The sequence below is a fragment of the Paraburkholderia kirstenboschensis genome (assembly GCF_032806925.1).
Classification (GTDB): domain Bacteria; phylum Pseudomonadota; class Gammaproteobacteria; order Burkholderiales; family Burkholderiaceae; genus Paraburkholderia; species Paraburkholderia kirstenboschensis.
The window spans coordinates 1,389,188-1,407,076 of record NZ_CP136511.1 but is presented as its reverse complement, the minus strand read 5'-3'; the positions used below and the strand labels follow the sequence as shown (position 1 = coordinate 1,407,076).

General features: G+C 59.2%; 17 protein-coding genes and 1 pseudogene. 9 read left to right on the top strand and 9 right to left on the bottom strand.

Annotation, left to right across the window (positions count from 1 at the left end):
• Positions 1 to 58: 58 nt before the first annotated feature.
• Entirely contained in the window at positions 59 to 1,363 is a 1,305-nt protein-coding gene (locus RW095_RS06905) for an IS5 family transposase (protein ID WP_317015323.1), read from the bottom strand.
• A gap of 414 nt (positions 1,364 to 1,777) precedes the next feature.
• The gene (locus RW095_RS06900) at positions 1,778 to 2,008 is read right to left on the bottom strand and encodes a hypothetical protein (RefSeq protein ID WP_317015322.1); all 231 of its coding nucleotides are present in this window, start codon (positions 2,006 to 2,008) and stop codon (positions 1,778 to 1,780) included.
• 1,158 nt (positions 2,009 to 3,166) lie between these two features.
• Between RW095_RS06900 and ligD the strand changes: the two are divergent.
• A pseudogene (gene ligD, locus RW095_RS41715) lies at positions 3,167 to 3,334 on the top strand (non-homologous end-joining DNA ligase LigD); the annotation flags it as partial.
• On the opposite strand, the gene RW095_RS06890 reads toward ligD, so the two are convergent.
• Complete coding sequence (locus RW095_RS06890) at positions 3,305 to 3,472, bottom strand: hypothetical protein (RefSeq protein ID WP_317015320.1); 168 nt, start codon at positions 3,470 to 3,472, stop codon at positions 3,305 to 3,307. The pseudogene ligD and the gene RW095_RS06890 overlap by 30 nt on opposite strands.
• Complete coding sequence (locus RW095_RS06885; protein ID WP_317015319.1) at positions 3,454 to 3,999, bottom strand: Rieske (2Fe-2S) protein; 546 nt, start codon at positions 3,997 to 3,999, stop codon at positions 3,454 to 3,456. Before RW095_RS06885 ends, RW095_RS06890 begins: the two co-directional genes overlap by 19 nt.
• A 400-nt stretch (positions 4,000 to 4,399) precedes the next feature.
• Between RW095_RS06885 and RW095_RS41710 the strand changes: the two genes are divergently transcribed.
• Entirely contained in the window at positions 4,400 to 4,675 is a 276-nt protein-coding gene (locus RW095_RS41710) for a hypothetical protein (protein ID WP_449406527.1), read from the top strand.
• Positions 4,676 to 4,748: 73 nt separating this feature from the next.
• On the top strand, positions 4,749 to 4,970 hold the full coding sequence (locus RW095_RS06875) for an IclR family transcriptional regulator (RefSeq protein WP_317015317.1): 222 nt from the start codon (positions 4,749 to 4,751) through the stop codon (positions 4,968 to 4,970).
• A 49-nt stretch (positions 4,971 to 5,019) separates the two neighbouring features.
• Here the strand turns inward: RW095_RS06875 and RW095_RS06870 are convergent, their stop codons facing one another.
• Positions 5,020 to 5,487 (bottom strand): ferritin-like domain-containing protein, encoded by a 468-nt coding sequence (locus tag RW095_RS06870; protein ID WP_317015316.1) that lies wholly within the window; start codon positions 5,485 to 5,487, stop codon positions 5,020 to 5,022.
• A 335-nt stretch (positions 5,488 to 5,822) separates the two neighbouring features.
• On the opposite strand from RW095_RS06870, the gene RW095_RS06865 reads away from it, so the two are divergent.
• Positions 5,823 to 7,001, top strand: a complete 1,179-nt coding sequence (locus tag RW095_RS06865) for a GGDEF domain-containing protein (protein WP_317015315.1) — start codon at positions 5,823 to 5,825, stop codon at positions 6,999 to 7,001.
• A gap of 49 nt (positions 7,002 to 7,050) precedes the next feature.
• Here RW095_RS06865 and RW095_RS06860 read toward each other — a convergent pair whose 3' ends face one another.
• Positions 7,051 to 7,362 carry a LuxR C-terminal-related transcriptional regulator gene (locus tag RW095_RS06860; protein ID WP_317015314.1) on the bottom strand — a complete coding sequence of 104 codons (312 nt, stop codon included), beginning with the start codon at positions 7,360 to 7,362 and terminating at the stop codon, positions 7,051 to 7,053.
• 663 nt (positions 7,363 to 8,025) lie between these two features.
• On the opposite strand from RW095_RS06860, the gene RW095_RS06855 reads away from it, so the two are divergent.
• From RW095_RS06855 to tnpA, 5 genes are all read left to right on the top strand, one after another.
• A complete protein-coding gene (locus RW095_RS06855) occupies positions 8,026 to 9,285 on the top strand; it encodes a tryptophan leader peptide (RefSeq protein ID WP_317015313.1) in 1,260 nt (419 codons plus the stop codon).
• A 38-nt stretch (positions 9,286 to 9,323) separates the two neighbouring features.
• Positions 9,324 to 9,836 (top strand): hypothetical protein, encoded by a 513-nt coding sequence (locus RW095_RS06850; RefSeq protein ID WP_317015311.1) that lies wholly within the window; start codon positions 9,324 to 9,326, stop codon positions 9,834 to 9,836.
• A 485-nt stretch (positions 9,837 to 10,321) separates the two neighbouring features.
• Entirely contained in the window at positions 10,322 to 10,699 is a 378-nt protein-coding gene (locus tag RW095_RS06845) for a response regulator transcription factor (RefSeq protein ID WP_317015310.1), read from the top strand.
• A 1,168-nt stretch (positions 10,700 to 11,867) separates the two neighbouring features.
• On the top strand, positions 11,868 to 12,050 hold the full coding sequence (locus RW095_RS06840; RefSeq protein WP_317015309.1) for a cold-shock protein: 183 nt from the start codon (positions 11,868 to 11,870) through the stop codon (positions 12,048 to 12,050).
• Between the two features lie 95 nt (positions 12,051 to 12,145).
• Positions 12,146 to 12,544, top strand: coding sequence for an IS66-like element accessory protein TnpA (tnpA, locus tag RW095_RS06835; RefSeq protein ID WP_317015308.1), 399 nt, complete (start codon positions 12,146 to 12,148; stop codon positions 12,542 to 12,544).
• Between the two features lie 145 nt (positions 12,545 to 12,689).
• Here tnpA and RW095_RS06830 read toward each other — a convergent pair whose 3' ends face one another.
• From RW095_RS06830 to RW095_RS06820, 3 genes are all read right to left on the bottom strand, one after another.
• Positions 12,690 to 13,274 (bottom strand): tyrosine-type recombinase/integrase, encoded by a 585-nt coding sequence (locus RW095_RS06830; protein ID WP_317015307.1) that lies wholly within the window; start codon positions 13,272 to 13,274, stop codon positions 12,690 to 12,692.
• The gene (locus tag RW095_RS06825; RefSeq protein WP_317015305.1) at positions 13,271 to 14,191 is read right to left on the bottom strand and encodes a tyrosine-type recombinase/integrase; all 921 of its coding nucleotides are present in this window, start codon (positions 14,189 to 14,191) and stop codon (positions 13,271 to 13,273) included. Before RW095_RS06825 ends, RW095_RS06830 begins: the two co-directional genes overlap by 4 nt.
• Positions 14,192 to 14,449: 258 nt before the next feature.
• Positions 14,450 to 17,800, bottom strand: coding sequence for a PAS domain S-box protein (locus RW095_RS06820; protein WP_317015304.1), 3,351 nt, complete (start codon positions 17,798 to 17,800; stop codon positions 14,450 to 14,452).
• Between the last annotated feature and the right edge of the window lie 89 nt (positions 17,801 to 17,889).

The window sequence follows — 17,889 nt, the reverse complement described above, 5'->3', positions numbered from 1 at the left end:
GCCAGTCGGCTTCGCCCTAATTAGTCGGCCCTGAACAATTCGTCTTGAGTTCCGGCGGTCACACCATCGCGTCGGTGGCCATTCTGGACAAAACAGCAAGAACGAAGGCATAAAGAAGCCGTAGCTTCCTGAGGATCATCCGCAGGTTGTGGCCAGCGCCGCACAGCACGGCGTGCAGTGCATCGCCCAGCGCACCCTTCAACCAGTTGCGCCCGAGCTTGGCATCGCTCTTCATGTGACCGATGGCAGGCTCGATCGCACTTCGCCGTTTGATCATCGCGCGTAGTCCGCATGTGATGCCGCGCCGCAGGCCGGGGTGATAGATCTTCACGCCATCAAGCGCAACGCCCTTGTAACCACGGTCCACGATGGCGACCTCTGGCGTAACGTCGCTGAGGATCGCGGCCTGCTCCAGCGCCTCAGCCAGCGTGTGGCCGTCGTATGGGTTGCCCGGCATTGAACGCATCCCCACCACGAGCCCTTCCTTGTGAGTCGTCGTGATCGACACTTTCACGCCGAATTCGTACGGTATGCGCGCCTTGCCCTTGGCCAGACACTCGACTTCCGGCGCGTGCAGCGCATACAGCTTGTTCTTGTCCTTCAGCTTCTGCGACAGAATCCGCTTCGTGCGGCCAATCAGTTCCTGCAATGCCGCGCGGCTGCAATCGGCCACCGCGTCGACTTGCCGCTCGACGTCGCGCATCACCCGACCCACACGCGAGCGCAACGTGCGCAGTGTCTTTCTCATCCGCTTGTATTGCTTCGCATGCGCGTAACGACTGATCTGGCTTGCCAGCCGTGGCGCCTCGCGATTGTAGTTCTGCCGCAGCTTCAGGCCGTGTCTCGCAGCGGCCTTCACCAGGTGTTCGCGACATCGTTCGAGCAGGCGTGAATCGGTCGGATACGCAATCGCCTTCTCCATGACCGTCGTGTCGACGATTACGCGTTTTACGCTCGAGGCCTTGATCACGCCGGCGCGCTTCGCTGCTTCAATCGTCTCTGCCAGCAACTCTTCAACGCCGGCTTCACCCAGCCGCTTGCGCCAGCGCGTCAGGCTCGATGGGTCGATTGGTGGCTGCGTCTGCAGGTAAGTCTCGCCCGTGAACGGGTTCTCAACCCATTGCCACACAACCTCTTCGTCAGACAGGTCGAAGGCATGTTGCAGGTAGAGCAGACCCGCAATCAGGCGCGGTGATGTTGCCGGGCGGCCCTTGCCGGACACGAAGCTCTCGCTCATCGACGCGCCCAGCCGTTCCCAGTTGATCAGGTCCGTCAGGCGTACCAGCGGATGCTTCAGGTTGATCTGTTCACGCAGCGGTTGCCGGAAGAAATCTCCTTCCGTCACAGGTGTCTTGGGACCCATCCGCACCTCGTCAGAAATTGCAGGATTCCCGTACCAATATGCCAGGTCCCTGCAATTCCCACAACACCATTTCGGCCGTAAAGCCTCACCACACAAGGACTTCCGGATTGTTCAGGTTCGACTAATTACTGTTGAGCGCAACCAACTGGTTTATTTATATGCTCACGTCTGGAAAACACAATGACAATCCACCCCGTACTGCATTGCCCACAGCGTCGTATTCGGTTATTGGGTGGGCTTCATGTGTGCCCGCGACGCGCATGAGCGTTCGGCGAGCGCGTCGTCAATACTTCTGCAAGTCCGAATCGCTCGGCTTCTGATTGACGTCCGCTTATCGTGCCGTGCGGGGCTGTCCGACGCCCAAGGGCAAAATCAGCACATCTGCTCATTCGGGCGCGGACTGACAAACGGGGCTTACAACCGGGACGGCTTGCGCTGTTGCGACTCGATTGCATCAAGGCTCGCCTGCGCCGTCTCATCAGGGTACTGACGCTGATACGCCTCGAATAGGTGCGAGCAGAGTTGTGCCAATGCAGCGAGATGTACAGCCTGGTCCGCATGCTCGACCTCACCTGCATTGAGCAAGTCGTCGAGAACCGGAGCGAGACGGCGCAGTTGCCGGAAATCGGCGTCGTCGAGTTTCATGTTGGACTTCCTGTCTTCAGCCGACACGGCAGATGCCGCAGGAGCCGTAGCTTACGGCTTCCCTTGTGCCGTCCCGTGTCGGCAGAGGGACCCGTTATGACCCGAAGGATGTTTTGATGCCGTTACCTGGGAGGGACGCATAACATCAATGCAGGTACAGATGCGCCAGCGCCTGCTTCGACGTCCATACGCTAAAAAGGTACGGCTTACAGAACTCGGTGCTTCCAGAGTCGTATGTGCGGCCTGGCGACCCTTCTACGTACGAGCGCATGGTGCTCCTGGTGCGTCGTGTCGGTCAATGCCCGTGGGAAGTTCGAGTTGACTCTGATAGCTGGCGGACGAACTCGAGGCTCAATTGACTGTTGGCCTTTGCCTGGTTCCGTTTCTCTGGCCGCTCTGGTTCTGTCAGAGCGGCCGGCTTGGCGCCGCACTGCTATCACCACTTTTTCTTCGACCAGAAAAGCCTGAGTCGCCTACTCTAGAAATCGTAGCCCGGCATTACGGATGCTAGTGAGCGCTTGGGTGGGCTGTCACGTTTGTGAGGGTGCGCACATAGCTCGCCGTCGCCCGTTGCTAGTCTTGCAGACTTGGGGGAGGTACCTGCCATGCACGCAAAGCCGGTTGAGTACGCAGGCGCGACCATAGTGCCTGTGGCGTCGCTATCCGCGAGCGGATATGCCGCGATTGCCATCGTTACCACTGGACTCGGCAAACAGCGCGCCTATGGGCCGCTGAAACATTTCCCTACCGAGAAAGCCGCGTGCGAATACGCCGTGTCTTACGCAAAATCGCGGCTTGACCGCCGATGGAGACGCGGAGAAAAATGAGGATGGCGACGGCATTGCCGCCTGAGACGAAGCCCGGTTGGCAGACCATGAGAAACGCGCTGAGAAATCGGTCGAAACGGCTCCGGGAGAACACCGTGACTTCCGTTACCCACGCCTAGCATGCGAGGGGCGGCCCCTACTCGCTGTCGTTTGGAGGTGGCCACGGCTCTCGACTCTTCTACTGGTATTCGGCGCAATAACCACTTTTGCATCCATTGTTTTAGATGTCACGAAACTGTGACCAATCGCCGGAGCGTCACCAGCCTCTACCTGGAAGGCAAGCCGCGCTTCTTGTCCGGGCGTTGCTTGAGGAACTTGACGTGAAGCGTGGTTGAGAACGAGCGGCGGTAAAGTCCTGCACGTCGTCGTTCCGCTCGCGCCAGGACTGGACCACAAATCCGTAAAGGCGTTTTCGCAGGCCTTCGTCCGGCATCTGGCGAAAACCATCCCAGAGCGCTTTTCAGCAACATCAGGGGCAGGCAACCGAATCGGCAAAATCTATGTCGACTACCTGCGCAACGGTCTGGATCACGTCCCGGCGCCGATAAGTGCCCGGCCGTTCACGCAGGACCTCACTGATGAGATGCGGATCGGCGATCGCGACGAAGGGGCGACCCATCAGCCTGAACGTGTACATGGGCCGAACTCCCGGCACCACTGCTCCAGCACGAGGTGCAGCCTGCCAGGCTTGTACTGCAATGTATTCCCCAGAAAGGGAAAGCCTTTTGGGCCAGGAAGTTGCTCGACTGTACGAGCCGGGGACACACGGGTTTGCCGAACACTCTTATCTTGGGAAGACCGCTGTGCGTTCCACTCGAGCACCTCGCTTCGATCCACCTTTACTTCACTCTCTTCGGCGATGGCCTCAAACTTCTTCAGATCCGAGGTGCTTTGCCCCTGTCTGTATCCAGATGAACAGGCGAACTGCCAGCCGTGCGCCCTGCAGGTCAACAAACCGTCCTTCAACGTTCCTTCGGATAAGAGGGTGCCTTGGTGCGGACAGCGGCCCTGAAAGACGCAAATGCCGTTCGCGTGCAAGACAACGCCCAAGTCAATCCCGTCAAGGTTCGCCGCCTTGACGTTGCCGTCTTCCAGATCTTGCGTGCGCGCAATGACAACCATGTCTCTGGAACCCGATTGCGCTGCCTGAAGACCCGCATTCATAATCGCGCTCCTTCACACCAGATGTGCACTGGCCCATCCCAGGCACAAATGCGCGAAAGACGGTTTCACGTGACCACGGCCGCCGGCTGAGAATCGCGCCTTCCAGGTATCGGACGACACCCGATAGCTCAAATGGAAAGCAATGTCAGGCAGGCACAACCGGCAACCAGTTAGCACTGCTGCTTCAGTTCTGTGTAGATTCCGCACCGGCTTTGCATGACACATTCCAGAACATTCACTCAACAAGAATACTAGTCATTCAGCGATGCTAGCCAAGCACTCTTTGTAGTTTCGTGCCGCCCTTTTGACTTGTCCCGAGCGGTGCATTCAGTCACCTATTTGGGGGGCGAATCTGGCGTGTGCACAACCCCAAACACGGCGGGTCCCAGGCGGAATATGCATGGAACGGCTACTGAAACACCTACCGCTTCAACGGCGTGTCGGTTTCGTAAAAATAGATACTGGCGACGAAGCCATAGATCGCCGCGTCAACGGTGGCAGGATCGCGGCCAAAAACATAGCTGGTGTCGCCGAGCATGTCCGCCACGACGCGCAGATTCGCGATACCGCGCGCATAGATCTGCTCCAGTTCATATCGGCCGGTGCCCTGATAGTGGTACCGCAGGCGGTTGTATTCACGAGCGGCTTCAAGGCGGCTTCAAGATCATTCGCTTGAACGTGCGGGTGGGCGGCAAGCACGGCGTGGCGGAACAACGGCCAGAAGCGCTCGTCGAGCGTTGGGTTACGCGATGATCGATGAGGTGTTTGCTCCGCGCATGTCAGCTGTGGCGACGCCGGTGGTGAGTGGCTCGCGCTGCGTTGGCGTCATCAGTCTGGCCGGGCCACGAGTGCGCCTGACCGCCGGGAAAATACACGAGTATTCGGTACTGTTGCGCGAGGCGGCAAACGAGCTTGCTCAGTTGAGCGATGTGGCCGGCTTTCCGGGCCGGCCGCCGGTCGTCAAGGGATGAAGACAAAACGAGCGAATGATGGGCAGCCGCGAGTCACGTTCGCTAGGACTCAAGGCGACTGCCGTTGTACAGACGTTGTCACTTCGCCGGGGCGGCGCAGCATCTTGTCGACTTCGCCAGCGTGCATCTCTTCGACATTGATCATCTGGCGGGCGAACTCTTCGAGCGCGACAGAGCGGCCCTCGACCAGCGTGAGAAGTTCGCGGTAAAGCTCCAACGCGAGGTTTTCGGCTTGTAACGACTCACGGAGGATCGATGAAATATCGAAAGTATGTGAATCGAGGAGGGGACCGATCGCAAGCGACGGATAGGCGCCCAATGTGGTGATCCATTCTCCGGCTAGCTGGGCGTGCAACAGGGATTCGTTGGCCTGCTCGCGCAACCAGGACCTGATCGGAATGCGTCCGAACCCGAAGACGAGAAACGAATAGTGCGTGTATCTGACGACGCCGGCCAGTTCGGACTCGAGAATCCGGTTCAGCAACGCAACGACGCCTTCCTTATCGATCTCTGCCATCTTCACTCTCCTTTTAAGTCAATGCCACCGACCCGTGCGCGCCGAGCCGCTCGGATCACGCCATGCGAGGAAAAGATTCAGGTTGGCTGCCGCCGGCAGCAGGGTGGGCCAGCCGCGCTCCGCTCACCAAAGTTGCATCATATCGTGCAGGCTGCCGCTGAACCGATTGGAGAGAATGAACTCGCGTTTGTCCAGCGAAAGTGCCCCAGTAAGGTGAGCGCAAACGGATCGCACGATTGCCGTTCTGCACGGTTGCCTACCCGCATGCATCGACTGTTGGGTAAGATATCCCTAGACCACACATGGCCATCTGATTGGTAATCGGTAATAAAGACTTGAAAAACATTGCCATACAATCGCATCCTCGATTCCAGATCCACCCCTTGCGAGTGGAGTTCAGGAATGAAGACATCGAGCAGAATTTCCAAAGTCACCATCTGAACCGGAATCAGGCGTCTCTACATACGACGCTGATCTTCTGCTCATTCTTCTACCTCGCATTTGCTCTGACAGACCTCAGTGTTCTAGGTTATACGAGCGAGACACTGCTGCTTCTCGTTGCCCGCACCTTCGTTGCAATCACGGCCGCTATCGGGCTCTATATCGTCCGGGCACGTCCCGGTTCGACCAACGCGGTTCAGCTTGCCGCCACTGCAGCAGAGATCGTCGGAATGGGCACGTTCATGCTGATTGTCCGGCATCGACCCAGCGAGATTCCCTGGCACGCAATGTCTTTCTGCATCATGCTCATTGTGGTCTATGTGTTTATACCGAACCGACTGATCGTTTCCTTGAGCATTGCGTTGCTCGCAACGGCGGTGTTCATCATCGTCGTGTTGCATACGTCGACGCTCAGATGGTCCGACATGGTGACCATGTCGATGTTGCTCCTGCTCGCAAACAGCTTCGGGCTGGTGGCTGCGCGCCGTTATCATCGACTATGGCGCGATGAATACCGGGTCCAATCGCTTCTGACAGAGCAGGCAATGAAGGACCATCTCACCGGCTGCTTCAACCGGCGGCATCTGCATGAAGTTCTTCTTCCAATTGAACTCGAACGCGCCCGGCGTCACAATCTTTCGTTCAGCGTGATTTTGTGCGATATCGATCACTTCAAATCCATCAACGACACCTACGGCCACCTTTGCGGAGACGCTGTGCTCCGGAATTGCTCCGCTATTCTCCAGAGGTCTGTTCGTCAGCAGTTCGACTGCGTAGTTCGATATGGCGGCGAAGAGTTCCTGTTGTTGCTGCCTCAAACGGACAGAACGGGCGCAGCTGACCTCGCTGAGCGGCTGCGACGTGCGTTAGCAAAATCGCCGACTGTGAGTAGCCAACACAGCATTGCCATAACGGCGAGCTTCGGCGTGCTGGCAGTGGATCTGACTGACGGCGACTCGCATCTCACGGAGGAAATCATCATCGCGGCCGCAGACAAACTCTTGTATCGCGCCAAGACGGAAGGCCGCAACAACATTCAGTCGGACACTTTGCAGGACGCACCGGCTATTTAGTGACTGGTGAACTGGCAGGAACGGCTTGCGCGCAGGCATTCCTTGAAGGTCAGGCGATCATCACTTCGATCAGTTCGTGGGTTGTCTTCACGCCGTACTTCTTCAGAAGCGCGGAGCGGTGCACGTCAACCGTGCATGGGCTGGTCTTCAAGGCCCTTCCTATCTCCTTGCTGGTGCGGCCATCCACGAGCAGCGCCGCAGCAACGCGCTCGCGCCGTGCCAATGTGCTGGCCGTGTCCTCGCCGTGATGACCACCAGGACGATCGTCGAACGTCCACGTCGCGAGTTCGTAGGGTTCAGCGGAAATGGAGCCGTAGCCGCGTACCGCCAACCGGAAATGGCCTTCGTCGATGCGTCGCATGATGCGCGGTGAATGGATCTCTGCGAGGCGATGAACATACGGCCTTAACCGTGCAGCGCTTCCGAGATCTCCAGACGTTTGGCTGATGTTCGTCTTGTTTTGGCGAATGTGGTGGACCAACTGTCTGATAAACATCTAGGTTGGCGATCCAGGGCGGGCGTTCGGCGCGATGTCCACGGTGCGTCGACCGCTTGTTGATCGGCGAGCGACTGCAGAAGCAGAGGCGCTCCAAAAGGGACGGCAGTCAGGACGAAATCACGAGGGAGACTGTGATGAGACTGTTAATTTGCCCGAAATCCTGACCCCCAACGATTTGCCCGAAATCCCGACCCCCAACGCGCATTACCCTCCGCTTTCCAACACATCACCTTCGGGCCAGCACGCTTGCCCTGGCTTGGGGCCGCAGTGGGCCGAACAAAGCTTACTTTTGTCGGCCGCTCGTCAGTCGCTGGCGCACCAGGTGACATCGCGCGCCGGTTTGGACTTCAAACCTCGCTCACGCCCCGACGCCCCCTTGAAGCCACCTCGGAAGACAAGGGCAGCCGCCGGTTTACGGCCTCGGCCGAGTATGCAAGTATTTGCAAGCGCACACTGCACACCTTTGCGAGGTTCAGGATGGCCTGGAAGCTCTGGAAAACCGAGAGGCGACACAATGAGACGCAAATGTGGCCCAGCGATACGCATCAGTCGATACAGCAGCTTCTGGGCATGTACCTGGGCAGCGACGCCGCACCCTTCGCAGGCTGGGCCGCGCCTGGCATCACGTTCACGCAAGAGGTCGAACCGCTCGTACGTAACGGAGTCCAGGGATATCAGCTTGCCCTGTGGTTCTGGCTCTTTGCCGAGAAGCACGGCACTATTGCGGCACGAATGGTACGCGAGTCGTTCTGCCTGCTCGCCGAGGTAGCGCAGCCGTCGTCGGGCGACAATATTGATGCGCTCCTCGAGCTCGAAAACCGACTGGCGCATTCTGTCGAGGCGATTTCCCCTGAACAGCGCACTTTCCTGCAGGAGGGCCTGTCCGTGGAACTTCCGATGGAGTTTTTCCTGGCCGCAGGCTTCCTACGTCTCGCCCCCGAATCGCCTTATGCCGGTAACGAGGGTGCCAATCTGCAAGGGAACGAGTACAAGCTGGCGGACTGTTTTCGCCATGCAACCGAGGAGGCGCTGGCGGTGTTCCGACCGATGATAGCTGCAGTCGACTTCGACGCAAAATCACTGCCCAACTGGAAATGGAGCGCTCATCCAGGCGCTATCGAGCGGCACCTGCAACGACGCTACAGCAATCCGCTGTTTCCCCTGCATCGCCAGATGGTGACGGCTCACGAGGTCTATGAGGCCCGTCTCGCCGACGCGCAAGCCCTTCAGGACATCGGGAACGAGCTTAGCGAGGTGAGCCGCACGTTTTACCAGACGGCTGAACTGCCGTTGAACTGGCAGTCCTTCCTCGAAGGATATCGTGACCAGGTCGACAGACTCGATGAACGTCGCCTCGTGGCTGGCGGGCAGAATGCACCACTCGGCGACGCCATTGGACGCCTGCGCACCGACATCCTCACGACCTGGCGAGCTTCGATTCACAAGAACCGGCACAGCCTTGCCGCCCTTGAGCAGCAAGAGGCGCAAAGGACCGAGCGACGCGCGCTTCTGTACGGGTGCGACTGGACTGCACAGCTTCTAAGTCACGGGTCTCTGATACCGCCAGACGAGGTTGTTCCTGCCCTGTTGAGCGAGTCCCCGTCTGAACTGGAAAAGGTGGTGACCGGCCTGCAGGCCGAACCACGACTGCATGAGACGTTTGCGCAATGTCGTGCAGCCGCGCATCGGCTTGTCGACGAGTTGCGCGCGGGCGGTCACAATATTCCCGATTTCGGCAACAAGCTTTGCATTCTTGACAGCGCCTCGGGGCAGGCGCCGGCCTGACCTCGCCCTCTCTAAGGCGTCGGACTCCGGAGCTGGTTATGAAAACGCTGGATGTGGGCGGTGTCGTTGCGGTGGTCGTCCTGTGCGCAGCTTTGTCCGCTTGCTACTACTACGTGCCCTACGGTTACGTTCCGTACGGCGAAGTGCCGGCGGCAGCGCCGCAGCAGCAATATCCTTTCTCGATGACCGACGCAGCCCCGACCGGTGCGGTCGCGGCTGATGTAACTGCATCGACGAACGCCTATATCGCACCAGCCGCGCCCGTCTTCGTCGTGCCTCCATATTACTCAGTCGCATATCCGTACTACGGCTGGCCCGCGTGGTGGGGACCATCGGTGTCACTGAGCTTCGGCTACTGGGGCGGATGCTGTTATGGCGGGGGCCGGCACGGCTACTGGGGGCACCACGGCTATTGGGGCCATGGATATCGGGGCGGTTCGGGCGGTTGGGGCGGTCAGGGCAGCTGGGGTGGGCACGGATACCCAGGGCGTGGCATGGGCGGCGGCGGCCAATACTGGGGCGGTGGCGGCGGTCACGGGCGTTCGCATTGAACGCCAACTGCGATGAGCTCGTTTTCAAGAATTCCCCGACAGCTGAGGCCGTGGGTGAATCGGACGCAGCGCGCCAACGCGCGGCAGCGTCGGACCGTGCGGTGACCAGTTTCAGCCTCCATTGCACGTCGACGAGTCTTTTCAAACCAGGGACTAATGAAAGCAGCGGAGCCATTATCTGACGTCGTCGAGCGCTAGCCCCGGATAAGCTGCGAGCTGCCCATGAATCATTCGACGCCAGTGAATGTCGCCGCGTGGCAAGGTCAGAAATGCCCCCTTATTGCAGCGGCTAAATAGTGCTGATTATCGTATACAACATCAAGCAAGCGTCACACGCAGTCGCGAGCAGCGGATTGGCGGACATTGTCTGGCTACAACACTGGTAGGGCGCGGCAAAACGATTTAAGATATTAAGTACATTAGTTAGGATAATATAATAATAAGAAACGGTGTGAACCCGCTTTTCGAAATCGAGGAGAGTCTGGATGGATGTGCTGGTCGTCGAAGACAATGAGGATGTGGCAGACAGTCTGGCTTTCCTGCTTGACTGCTATGGTCATCACGCCACTGTCGCGCAAGACGGAGAGACTGCACTTTCGCTGCTAGGCGGCCATGCCTTCGGGCTGGTACTTCTGGATGAGAACCTGCCGGGAATCAAGGGAAGCGCAGTCGCACGGTCGATTATCACAACGCCTTTCGCTGGGCGGCCCTTCATCGTGTCCATGACCGGTGACAGTGAAGTCGGTGGACTCACCGGGCTTTTCGACGTCTGCCTGCGGAAGCCGTTTTCTCTCGATGCATTTTTGCAAGCCATTGAAGATGCCCGAATGTGGGAGCAGGCCAGCGCTCTTCTGGCAGCGTAGGCACATTGCCTTGCTGTCAGGTACGGTCCGCCGCAAATCCGATATGACGCTAGCCAACGTGGTTCTCAAAGGACCCCAAAGTTCTGCTTTTGCGCTCGTGCAAAGTCACATGCGAGCAGTTCTTTCATGTCTGACATGACTGTATATGCGGTGAGGTCGAGGGACCGACAACTCGCAAGCACTCAGGCTGCATAGAGCCTGCCGGCGCGAGTTCGGCATGGCATCACGAAAGCGTCATCAGGAGCAAATAGCCTGCGGCGCGCAGCCGGAAGAACTGGTAGCGAATTGCATAAAAACATCTATCTGAGAGAGCTGTCACATGATGAGTCCTCATTCCGAAAGCCTCGGTCATCTCGAGCGTAGTGCCGGGAACGACCGCCTCAGACGCGCCTTGGCCGCACGCCTGGACCGTGCATTGAAGCGGGCTGGCATCAGTTCGGCACGCGCAGCTAACTGGCTCGGTGTCAGTGAATATGAGGTGGAATATTGGCGTGGCGGAATCACTGTGCCGCCGCTGAACGCCTGCATGCGTCTTGCCACGGTCCTCCAGCTCGACGTTCACTGGCTTTGCACCGGGCAGCCACGGGCCCCCTGATTCGCACGTCGTGGCAATCGGGGGGCCATGCAGTTCTCTCCCTTGCCTATACGTTCTGACGTTCGCGGGCCGCTCGGCATCGCGGTCACAATCACGCCGCTGCGCGCTTTGTCTCATGCGAAAAGTCCTTTTTTCGCAGCCGGGGGTATCGATGTGACGAAGCCAGCGGAAAGAAACGGCGCCTTCGAGGAGACAGCACGTCTGAAGGTCTATGAGATGGAACTGGCGAGAGCCACCTCGCATATCGCGAGCACGCTGCACGAGCACACCATGCTGGAGGCGGTCGCAGAAACCATTCAGGACTTCCAGGCGTTGCACGGACGCGACGACCTTAGGGAATTTGCGCTCGCCCTTCGCGCAAGATTGGAGCAGCGCGGCAGGTCGGCCGCGGCGAGGGTGCTTCAGTACTTCGCGGAATGCGGAAATTTGCCAGATGCAATACCCAAGGCGCCACACGAACCGGTGCATGCTCCCCTGCCCGGCGTCCGGAAGCGAGCACGAACTCGCGCAAAGTGAGTGGGGGGCGACCGACGTCGGCCGCATGCATACAACATTAACGTTTATGGAACTGACATGACAACCGGAACAGTAAAGTGGTTTAACGACGCGAAGGGGTTCGGCTTTATCACGCCGGACGACGGCGGAGAAGACCTGTTCGCTCACTTCTCGGAGATTCAGGGCAGCCATTTCAAGTCATTGCAGGAGAATCAGAAGGTCAGCTTCGATATGAAGCAGGGACCAAAGGTAAGCATCTGATTTGTACCGTTCCCCGTCTTGCGTAGAAGATGCAATCATCGCCTGCGACGGACACGAGTGACCGACTCTGTCCACAAACAGCGGGAATGGACACAGTGCCCCAGACAGTCGAGTTACCTGCCAAACGCCAGAACCGACGGTATCCATTGGAATGGAAACGATCGGTCGTCGAGCAGACGTTTGAACCCGGCGCCTCGGTCGCGAGGGTCGCTCGCGACAACAGCATCAACGCCAATCAGGTGTGGGCCTGGCGCAAACTGTACGCTCAGGGCCTATTGATCGAAGATGCGCAGACGGAGACCATGTTGCCTGTCGTTGTCGATGTACAACCCGATCGACCGGCGGCCCGTGTTCCGGAGGCGACGAACGCGCCGGCACCTCGCCAGGCTGCAAAGGGCAGCATTCAGCTTCAGCATGGCAATACGTCGGTCCGGATAAAAGGCGTGCCCGACGCGACGATATTGCGCCTGGTCCTCGAGCGGATTCTGCGATGATCGGGCCGCCTGCAAACACACGGATCTGGATCGCTGCCGGCGTCACTGACATGCGCTCTTATGGGGAGTTGCCGGTTATGCGCAGTTGGCCGGCAGTACACGGGTCGGAAGTGGCCGTGGGCTTGATGACGCTGCGCATAATGGGCTAGTGCTTCGTTGATCTCAGCATCTCGATCAGAGCGTCAGGCGGACGGAAACGGCCTCGTCGAAGGTTCGGAATTCCGGTCGCGGCGAGCGCTTCCAGTTTCTCTGTCGGGTCTGCGCGGAGATAAATCTCCGTGCTCTGAACTCTGGCGTGCCCGAGCCAGAGAGCAACCCTTCGGACATCGTGTGTTGCCTGCAGGGTATGCAACGCGCAGGAATGTCGCAGCACATGTGGCGAGATGCGTTTCGCCGCAAGTGATGGCTGGAGTACTGCGGCAGCCTGCGCATGTTTGGCCAGGATGTATTCGAAGCCGGCGCGTGTCATGGCACCACCGCGTGCATTCAGAAACAGTTCTGGATCGCTCAGCTGCTCTCGCACGGCAAGCCATGCACGTATTGCCGTAGCGGTTTGCTTCCATAACGGGAGCACGCGTTCACGCCTCCCTTTGCCATAGACGTGAACCGCAGCCTGCGGCGGAAGCTCCAACTGGTCGAGCCGCAACGGAACCAGCTCTGAAACTCGAAGGCCTGCCGCGAAGGCAAGGTGCAACATGGCACGATCACGAATACCCATTGAAGTCGTCAAATCCGGTGCATCCAGGATGGACTGGATCTCGGCATAGTCAGGTAGTCAACGAGCGTCTCGTCGGTTCTCTTCTGAGGGATTGCATGACTGCGCCTTGCCTCTTCGCCGGCGGCGGCAATCTGTGCCGTCAAGATCGGCGTAGCCTGTAGATACCAGTACGTGTCTGCCACGTGGGCATGGCCCAGGTATGTGCTGAGGGCAAGCACATGTCGCGCTATAGAGCGTGGGTCCCCGGTGCACTGTTCCAGCGATCGCACGGCAAATGTGTGGCGTAAATCGTGAATCCGCGGTCCTGGTTTGCCGGGACCTTCGCGTAGTCCGCTTGAACGGACAAGCTTTAGAAACACAGACATAACTGTGTCGTAGCAGAGGCGATGCCCATTAGCCGAGACAAAGAAGTTCGAATCGCAGGCGCCGACTCGCGCACGTCTCGCAAGATAGGCGCGTAGTGCCAGATCGGTGGTCTCATGAAGCGGCACCAGCCTGTTCTTGCTGAATTTGGTCGCCCGGATGAGGAGCCCATCATCTGTAAAGTCGTCGATCGTCAGCGCGAGCGCCTCCGAGATTCTCAGTCCTGTTGCCGCGAGTAGCGCGAACAATGTACTGCCCTTTGCAGCCTGGCGAGGTGCCGGCGCGTTCGTCGCCTCCGGAACACGGGCCGCCGGTCGATCGGGTTGTACATCGACAACGACAGGCAACATGGTCTCCGTCTGCGCATCTTCGATCAATAGGCCCTGAGCGTACAGTTTGCGCCTGGCCCACACCTGATTGGCGTTGATGCTGTTGTCGCGAGCGACCCTCGCGACTGAGGCGCCGGGTTCAAACGTCTGCTCGACGACCGATCGTTTCCATTCCAATGGATACCGTCGGTTCTGGCGTTTGGCAGGTAACTCGACTGTCTGGGGCACTGTGTCCATTCCCGCTGTTTGTGGACAGAGTCGGTCACTCGTGTCCGTCGCAGGCGATGATTGCATCTTCTACGCAAGACGGGGAACGGTACAAATCAGATGCTTACGGTCGGTGCATGTGACAGAGCTTTGCATCAACATGCGCGCCGGCCATTGTGCGCGACTGGATTTTATTCAAAAAGCGGAGTGGGCATTACATTCCCTTTGCTCCATCTTCACGGGCCGTAGTTATAGAACCCGGTCCGTCTCCACCAATGACAGTATGGTTCACAGGCTGATTTCAGTCGGAAGGCTGAAGCTAAACGTCACGCCCCGACCCTCATTGGGAACGACCCAGATACGGCCGGCGTGTGCTTCGACAATCGACCTGCAGATCGCCAGCCCCATGCCCATGCCTGTTTCTTTTGTCGTGGTAAAAGGCTCGAATATAGTTTCCAGATTTGCCAGCCCTGTGCCCTCATCCCGGACGTCGACCACCACGTTGTCGCCGTCGCGCCGGGAGCGAATGACTAGACGCTTCTTACGCTCGATCATCGCCGACGCTTCGATGGCGTTACGCACGAGATTGACGATCACCTGCTGAATCTGCACTGCGTCGGCTTTGATCGTCGGCACGTCCGGGGCTAGCTGAGTCTCGAGCGAGATCACGTTTCCGTGAATGTCGTCAGCCATCAGCGTGCAGACCTGAAGTATCAGCTCATTGATGTCAAGTTCAACCTTTGCAAGAGGCGTGCGCTTGAACAGCGCGCGAATGCGGCTTATTACATCCGCCGTGGCATATCCGTCTCGGACGATGGCTTCCGCGCTGAGTCGGGCTTTGCCGATGTCGGGTGGCGTTGCGGCGAGCCAGCGCCGGCACGCCTGCCCATGGGCCACAACGGCCTGCAGCGGCTGATTGATTTCGTGGGCGATGGACGCGGACAACTCGGCCACTGTCGCCATCCGTGATGCCCGCGCAAGCTCTTCCCGCGCATGTCGCAGCGCGTCTTCGGCTCGCGTGCGCTCGATGAATTGCCCGACCTGGCAGCCGACGGTGGTCATCATCTGCAAGAGTTCGGAATCGGCGTCGCGGACCTCGCGGTTGAAGAACTCGATCACGCCCAGGACATCGCTCTTGAACATGATCGGGAAGGCCAAGGCGGCGCAGAACCCACCGTTCGCGGCCGATTCTGCGCGCTGGAACTCGCGATCGAGCGCCATGTCAGGAATCCAGACAGGTGCGCCACTCGACCATACTCGCCCGGGGAGCCTCATACCGGATCCGCCCGTCCCGGACACTGCCCCAGAGCTGGCAGACGGCCATGCCTGCACGTGCACCAGCACGCCCGCCTCGGGATCGACGCTCCAGAATGCGCCACCATCCCACTCGAGCGCCTCGCACATTTCGCGCAAAATGCGCCGTGCTGCCTCTTCAAGGGAGCCCGCTTCCGACAGCGTCCCGGTGACGCTGAATTGCGCGAGCTGCCGCTGCTCGCGGCGCCTGCGATCGGTGATGTCGCTCGCGAGTGCAATGGCAAAAAGACGTCCACCGCGGTCGAACGCCCGTGCACGCACCTCGACGGGAAAGAGACTTCCGTCTTTTCGCCGGCGGCGGCCGTTGAACGTCACACTTCCATCTTCGCGCAGCCGCTGCGCGATCCACTGGATCTTCTCCGGCGTGATGTCTCGGTCGAACTGGCAGACATGCATGCCGATGAGCTCGTCGCGCGTATAACCTAGCGTGTCGCACGCCTGCCGGTTGACGTCGAGCACGGTGCCATCCTCGTCGTACAGGAAGATGGCATCCGTCGCGTGGTCGACCAGGGTTCGGAAGCGTTCCTCACTTGTGCGCAGCGCGTCCTCGCTCGCGAGCAGGTTGCGGTGCGCGAGCGCGCTCGTCAACGCATCTTCCAGGCGTCTGCCTATCTCCTCGAAGAGCCGCCGCTCCATGGTGGTCCAGGAGCGCAAATGCGAGCACTGGTGCAACCCGAACAGATATGGCCGGTCGCCCCTTGAGTGAACCGCGATCGCGATCATCGACAGGACGTTGAACCGCTCGCGAATCTCCTGCGGGATGTCTGGATCTACCACCGCGCCTGGGGCGTGCAGAACGTCACGCAGGAATTCGGCTGTCCGGGCGTCCACGGGCAGCTCCTGGTCGAGTGCGAAGGCGCCCGGATAGTCGGGATGCGTATGCTCCATTACGGCGCGACAGGTCGGCGCATCGGGATCGCACGGGTAGAGTAGCCAGGCCCTGTCGCAATCGAAGATTGCCAGCGCCTCCTCCAGCACGCCGCGCGTCATGCCGTCGACCTCATTCGTTCGCTGCATCGCGCGGTTAATGCGGTCCATGCACTCGAGGAACCAAAGATGTTCCTCGCGCTCCTTTTGTGCGCGCTTCTGCTCCGTCACATCGATCACGGTGCCAATGTACTCGACCACCTGGCCCGAGCGGTCATGAATCGGATGCCCCACGGAACGGATGGTTCTCACTCCGGTATCGAAGTTCCCGAGTCGATACTCGGTCTCCCAGTCGGAGCCTTCGCGTACAGCCTTGCCCCAACTCTCCAGGACTCGGGGGCGGTCGTCCTGACAAACGTCCTCCACCAATTGCTCGAACGGAGGCGGACCCTTCGCAGGGTCGTGGCCCATCACGCGATAACACTCGTCCGACCAATACAGAATGTCATTCGAAATCGGGCTCCATGCCCAGCTTCCGGTGTGACTGACCTTCTGCGCTTCCGCGAGGTACTCGCGGCTGCGCCGCAATTCTTCCTCCGCACGCTTGCGCTCCCTTATGTCAACGACAAAGCCGACACCGCGCTCGCATTCGCTGTCGAAAGCGGCCACGCCGATCAGTATCGGTACCCGGCTGCCATCTTTGTGGAAATATTCCTTTTCATAGGCAGGCAGACTGCCGGTCCGCCTGAGCTGCTGCGAGTTTTGTTCCTGCTGCTGTTCGAGCCATTCGCGAGGTGTCAGGTCGGTCCACCGCAAGCCACCCGAGACGAGATCCTCACGCTCGTATCCGACCATGCGAAGAAACGCGTCATTGGCCTCTATGATCTGACCACCCCGGTCCCAAAAGATAATCCCGACGATGTTGGCATCGACCAGGCGGCGAATCTCAGCCTCCCGTTTCTGCAGTTCGTGGTACAGACTGCTGTTTTCGAGCGAAATCGCCGCCTGGGAAGCAATCACCTTCAGGACAGAAATCCTGCCGGGCGTGAAAACACCTGGAGCAAGCCTGTTTTCCAGGTACAGCAGGGCAACCAGCGCGCCCTGCTTGATCAACGGCAGGCAGAGTACCGAGTTGACGATCTGTGCGCCGATGTACTGATCGGTGGAATGCGGACCCGGGACTGAGGTATCGTCGAGAATCACGATTTCCCCGGTACGCGCGGCATAACGGACTACTGACTCGGGAAGCGTGTCGGCGGAAGCTCGCGTCTCTTGCAGGATGACTGCCACGGAGCTGCCGCTGGTCTTCGCCTCCGCCTGAATCAGTAATTCTCCGTCACGCGGGACGATCAGCAGCCCACGGTCCGCGCCGGCATGCTCGATGGCCGTACGCAACAGCGATTCGATGAGCTTTTCCGGGACAAGCTCGCCCGACACTGCCTGCGACACCTTGATCACAGTGGCCAGATCCAGACCTTCGACCGGCGCGTCTATGACGCCTGCGGAGCCAAAGGTACGATCGTCCTGCCTCTGAGGTTGACCCGGTT

Coding starts and splice junctions, on each gene's coding strand:
- RW095_RS06905 (WP_317015323.1), bottom strand. CDS start 1,363: ATGGGTCCCAAGACACCTGTGACGGAAGGAGATTTCTTCCGGCAACCG.
- RW095_RS06900 (WP_317015322.1), bottom strand. CDS start 2,008: ATGAAACTCGACGACGCCGATTTCCGGCAACTGCGCCGTCTCGCTCCG.
- RW095_RS06890 (WP_317015320.1), bottom strand. CDS start 3,472: ATGTACACGTTCAGGCTGATGGGTCGCCCCTTCGTCGCGATCGCCGAT.
- RW095_RS06885 (WP_317015319.1), bottom strand. CDS start 3,999: ATGAATGCGGGTCTTCAGGCAGCGCAATCGGGTTCCAGAGACATGGTT.
- RW095_RS41710 (WP_449406527.1), top strand. CDS start 4,400: ATGGAACGGCTACTGAAACACCTACCGCTTCAACGGCGTGTCGGTTTC.
- RW095_RS06875 (WP_317015317.1), top strand. CDS start 4,749: ATGATCGATGAGGTGTTTGCTCCGCGCATGTCAGCTGTGGCGACGCCG.
- RW095_RS06870 (WP_317015316.1), bottom strand. CDS start 5,487: ATGGCAGAGATCGATAAGGAAGGCGTCGTTGCGTTGCTGAACCGGATT.
- RW095_RS06860 (WP_317015314.1), bottom strand. CDS start 7,362: ATGCGACGCATCGACGAAGGCCATTTCCGGTTGGCGGTACGCGGCTAC.
- RW095_RS06855 (WP_317015313.1), top strand. CDS start 8,026: ATGTGGCCCAGCGATACGCATCAGTCGATACAGCAGCTTCTGGGCATG.
- RW095_RS06850 (WP_317015311.1), top strand. CDS start 9,324: ATGAAAACGCTGGATGTGGGCGGTGTCGTTGCGGTGGTCGTCCTGTGC.
- RW095_RS06845 (WP_317015310.1), top strand. CDS start 10,322: ATGGATGTGCTGGTCGTCGAAGACAATGAGGATGTGGCAGACAGTCTG.
- RW095_RS06840 (WP_317015309.1), top strand. CDS start 11,868: ATGACAACCGGAACAGTAAAGTGGTTTAACGACGCGAAGGGGTTCGGC.
- RW095_RS06825 (WP_317015305.1), bottom strand. CDS start 14,191: ATGGACACAGTGCCCCAGACAGTCGAGTTACCTGCCAAACGCCAGAAC.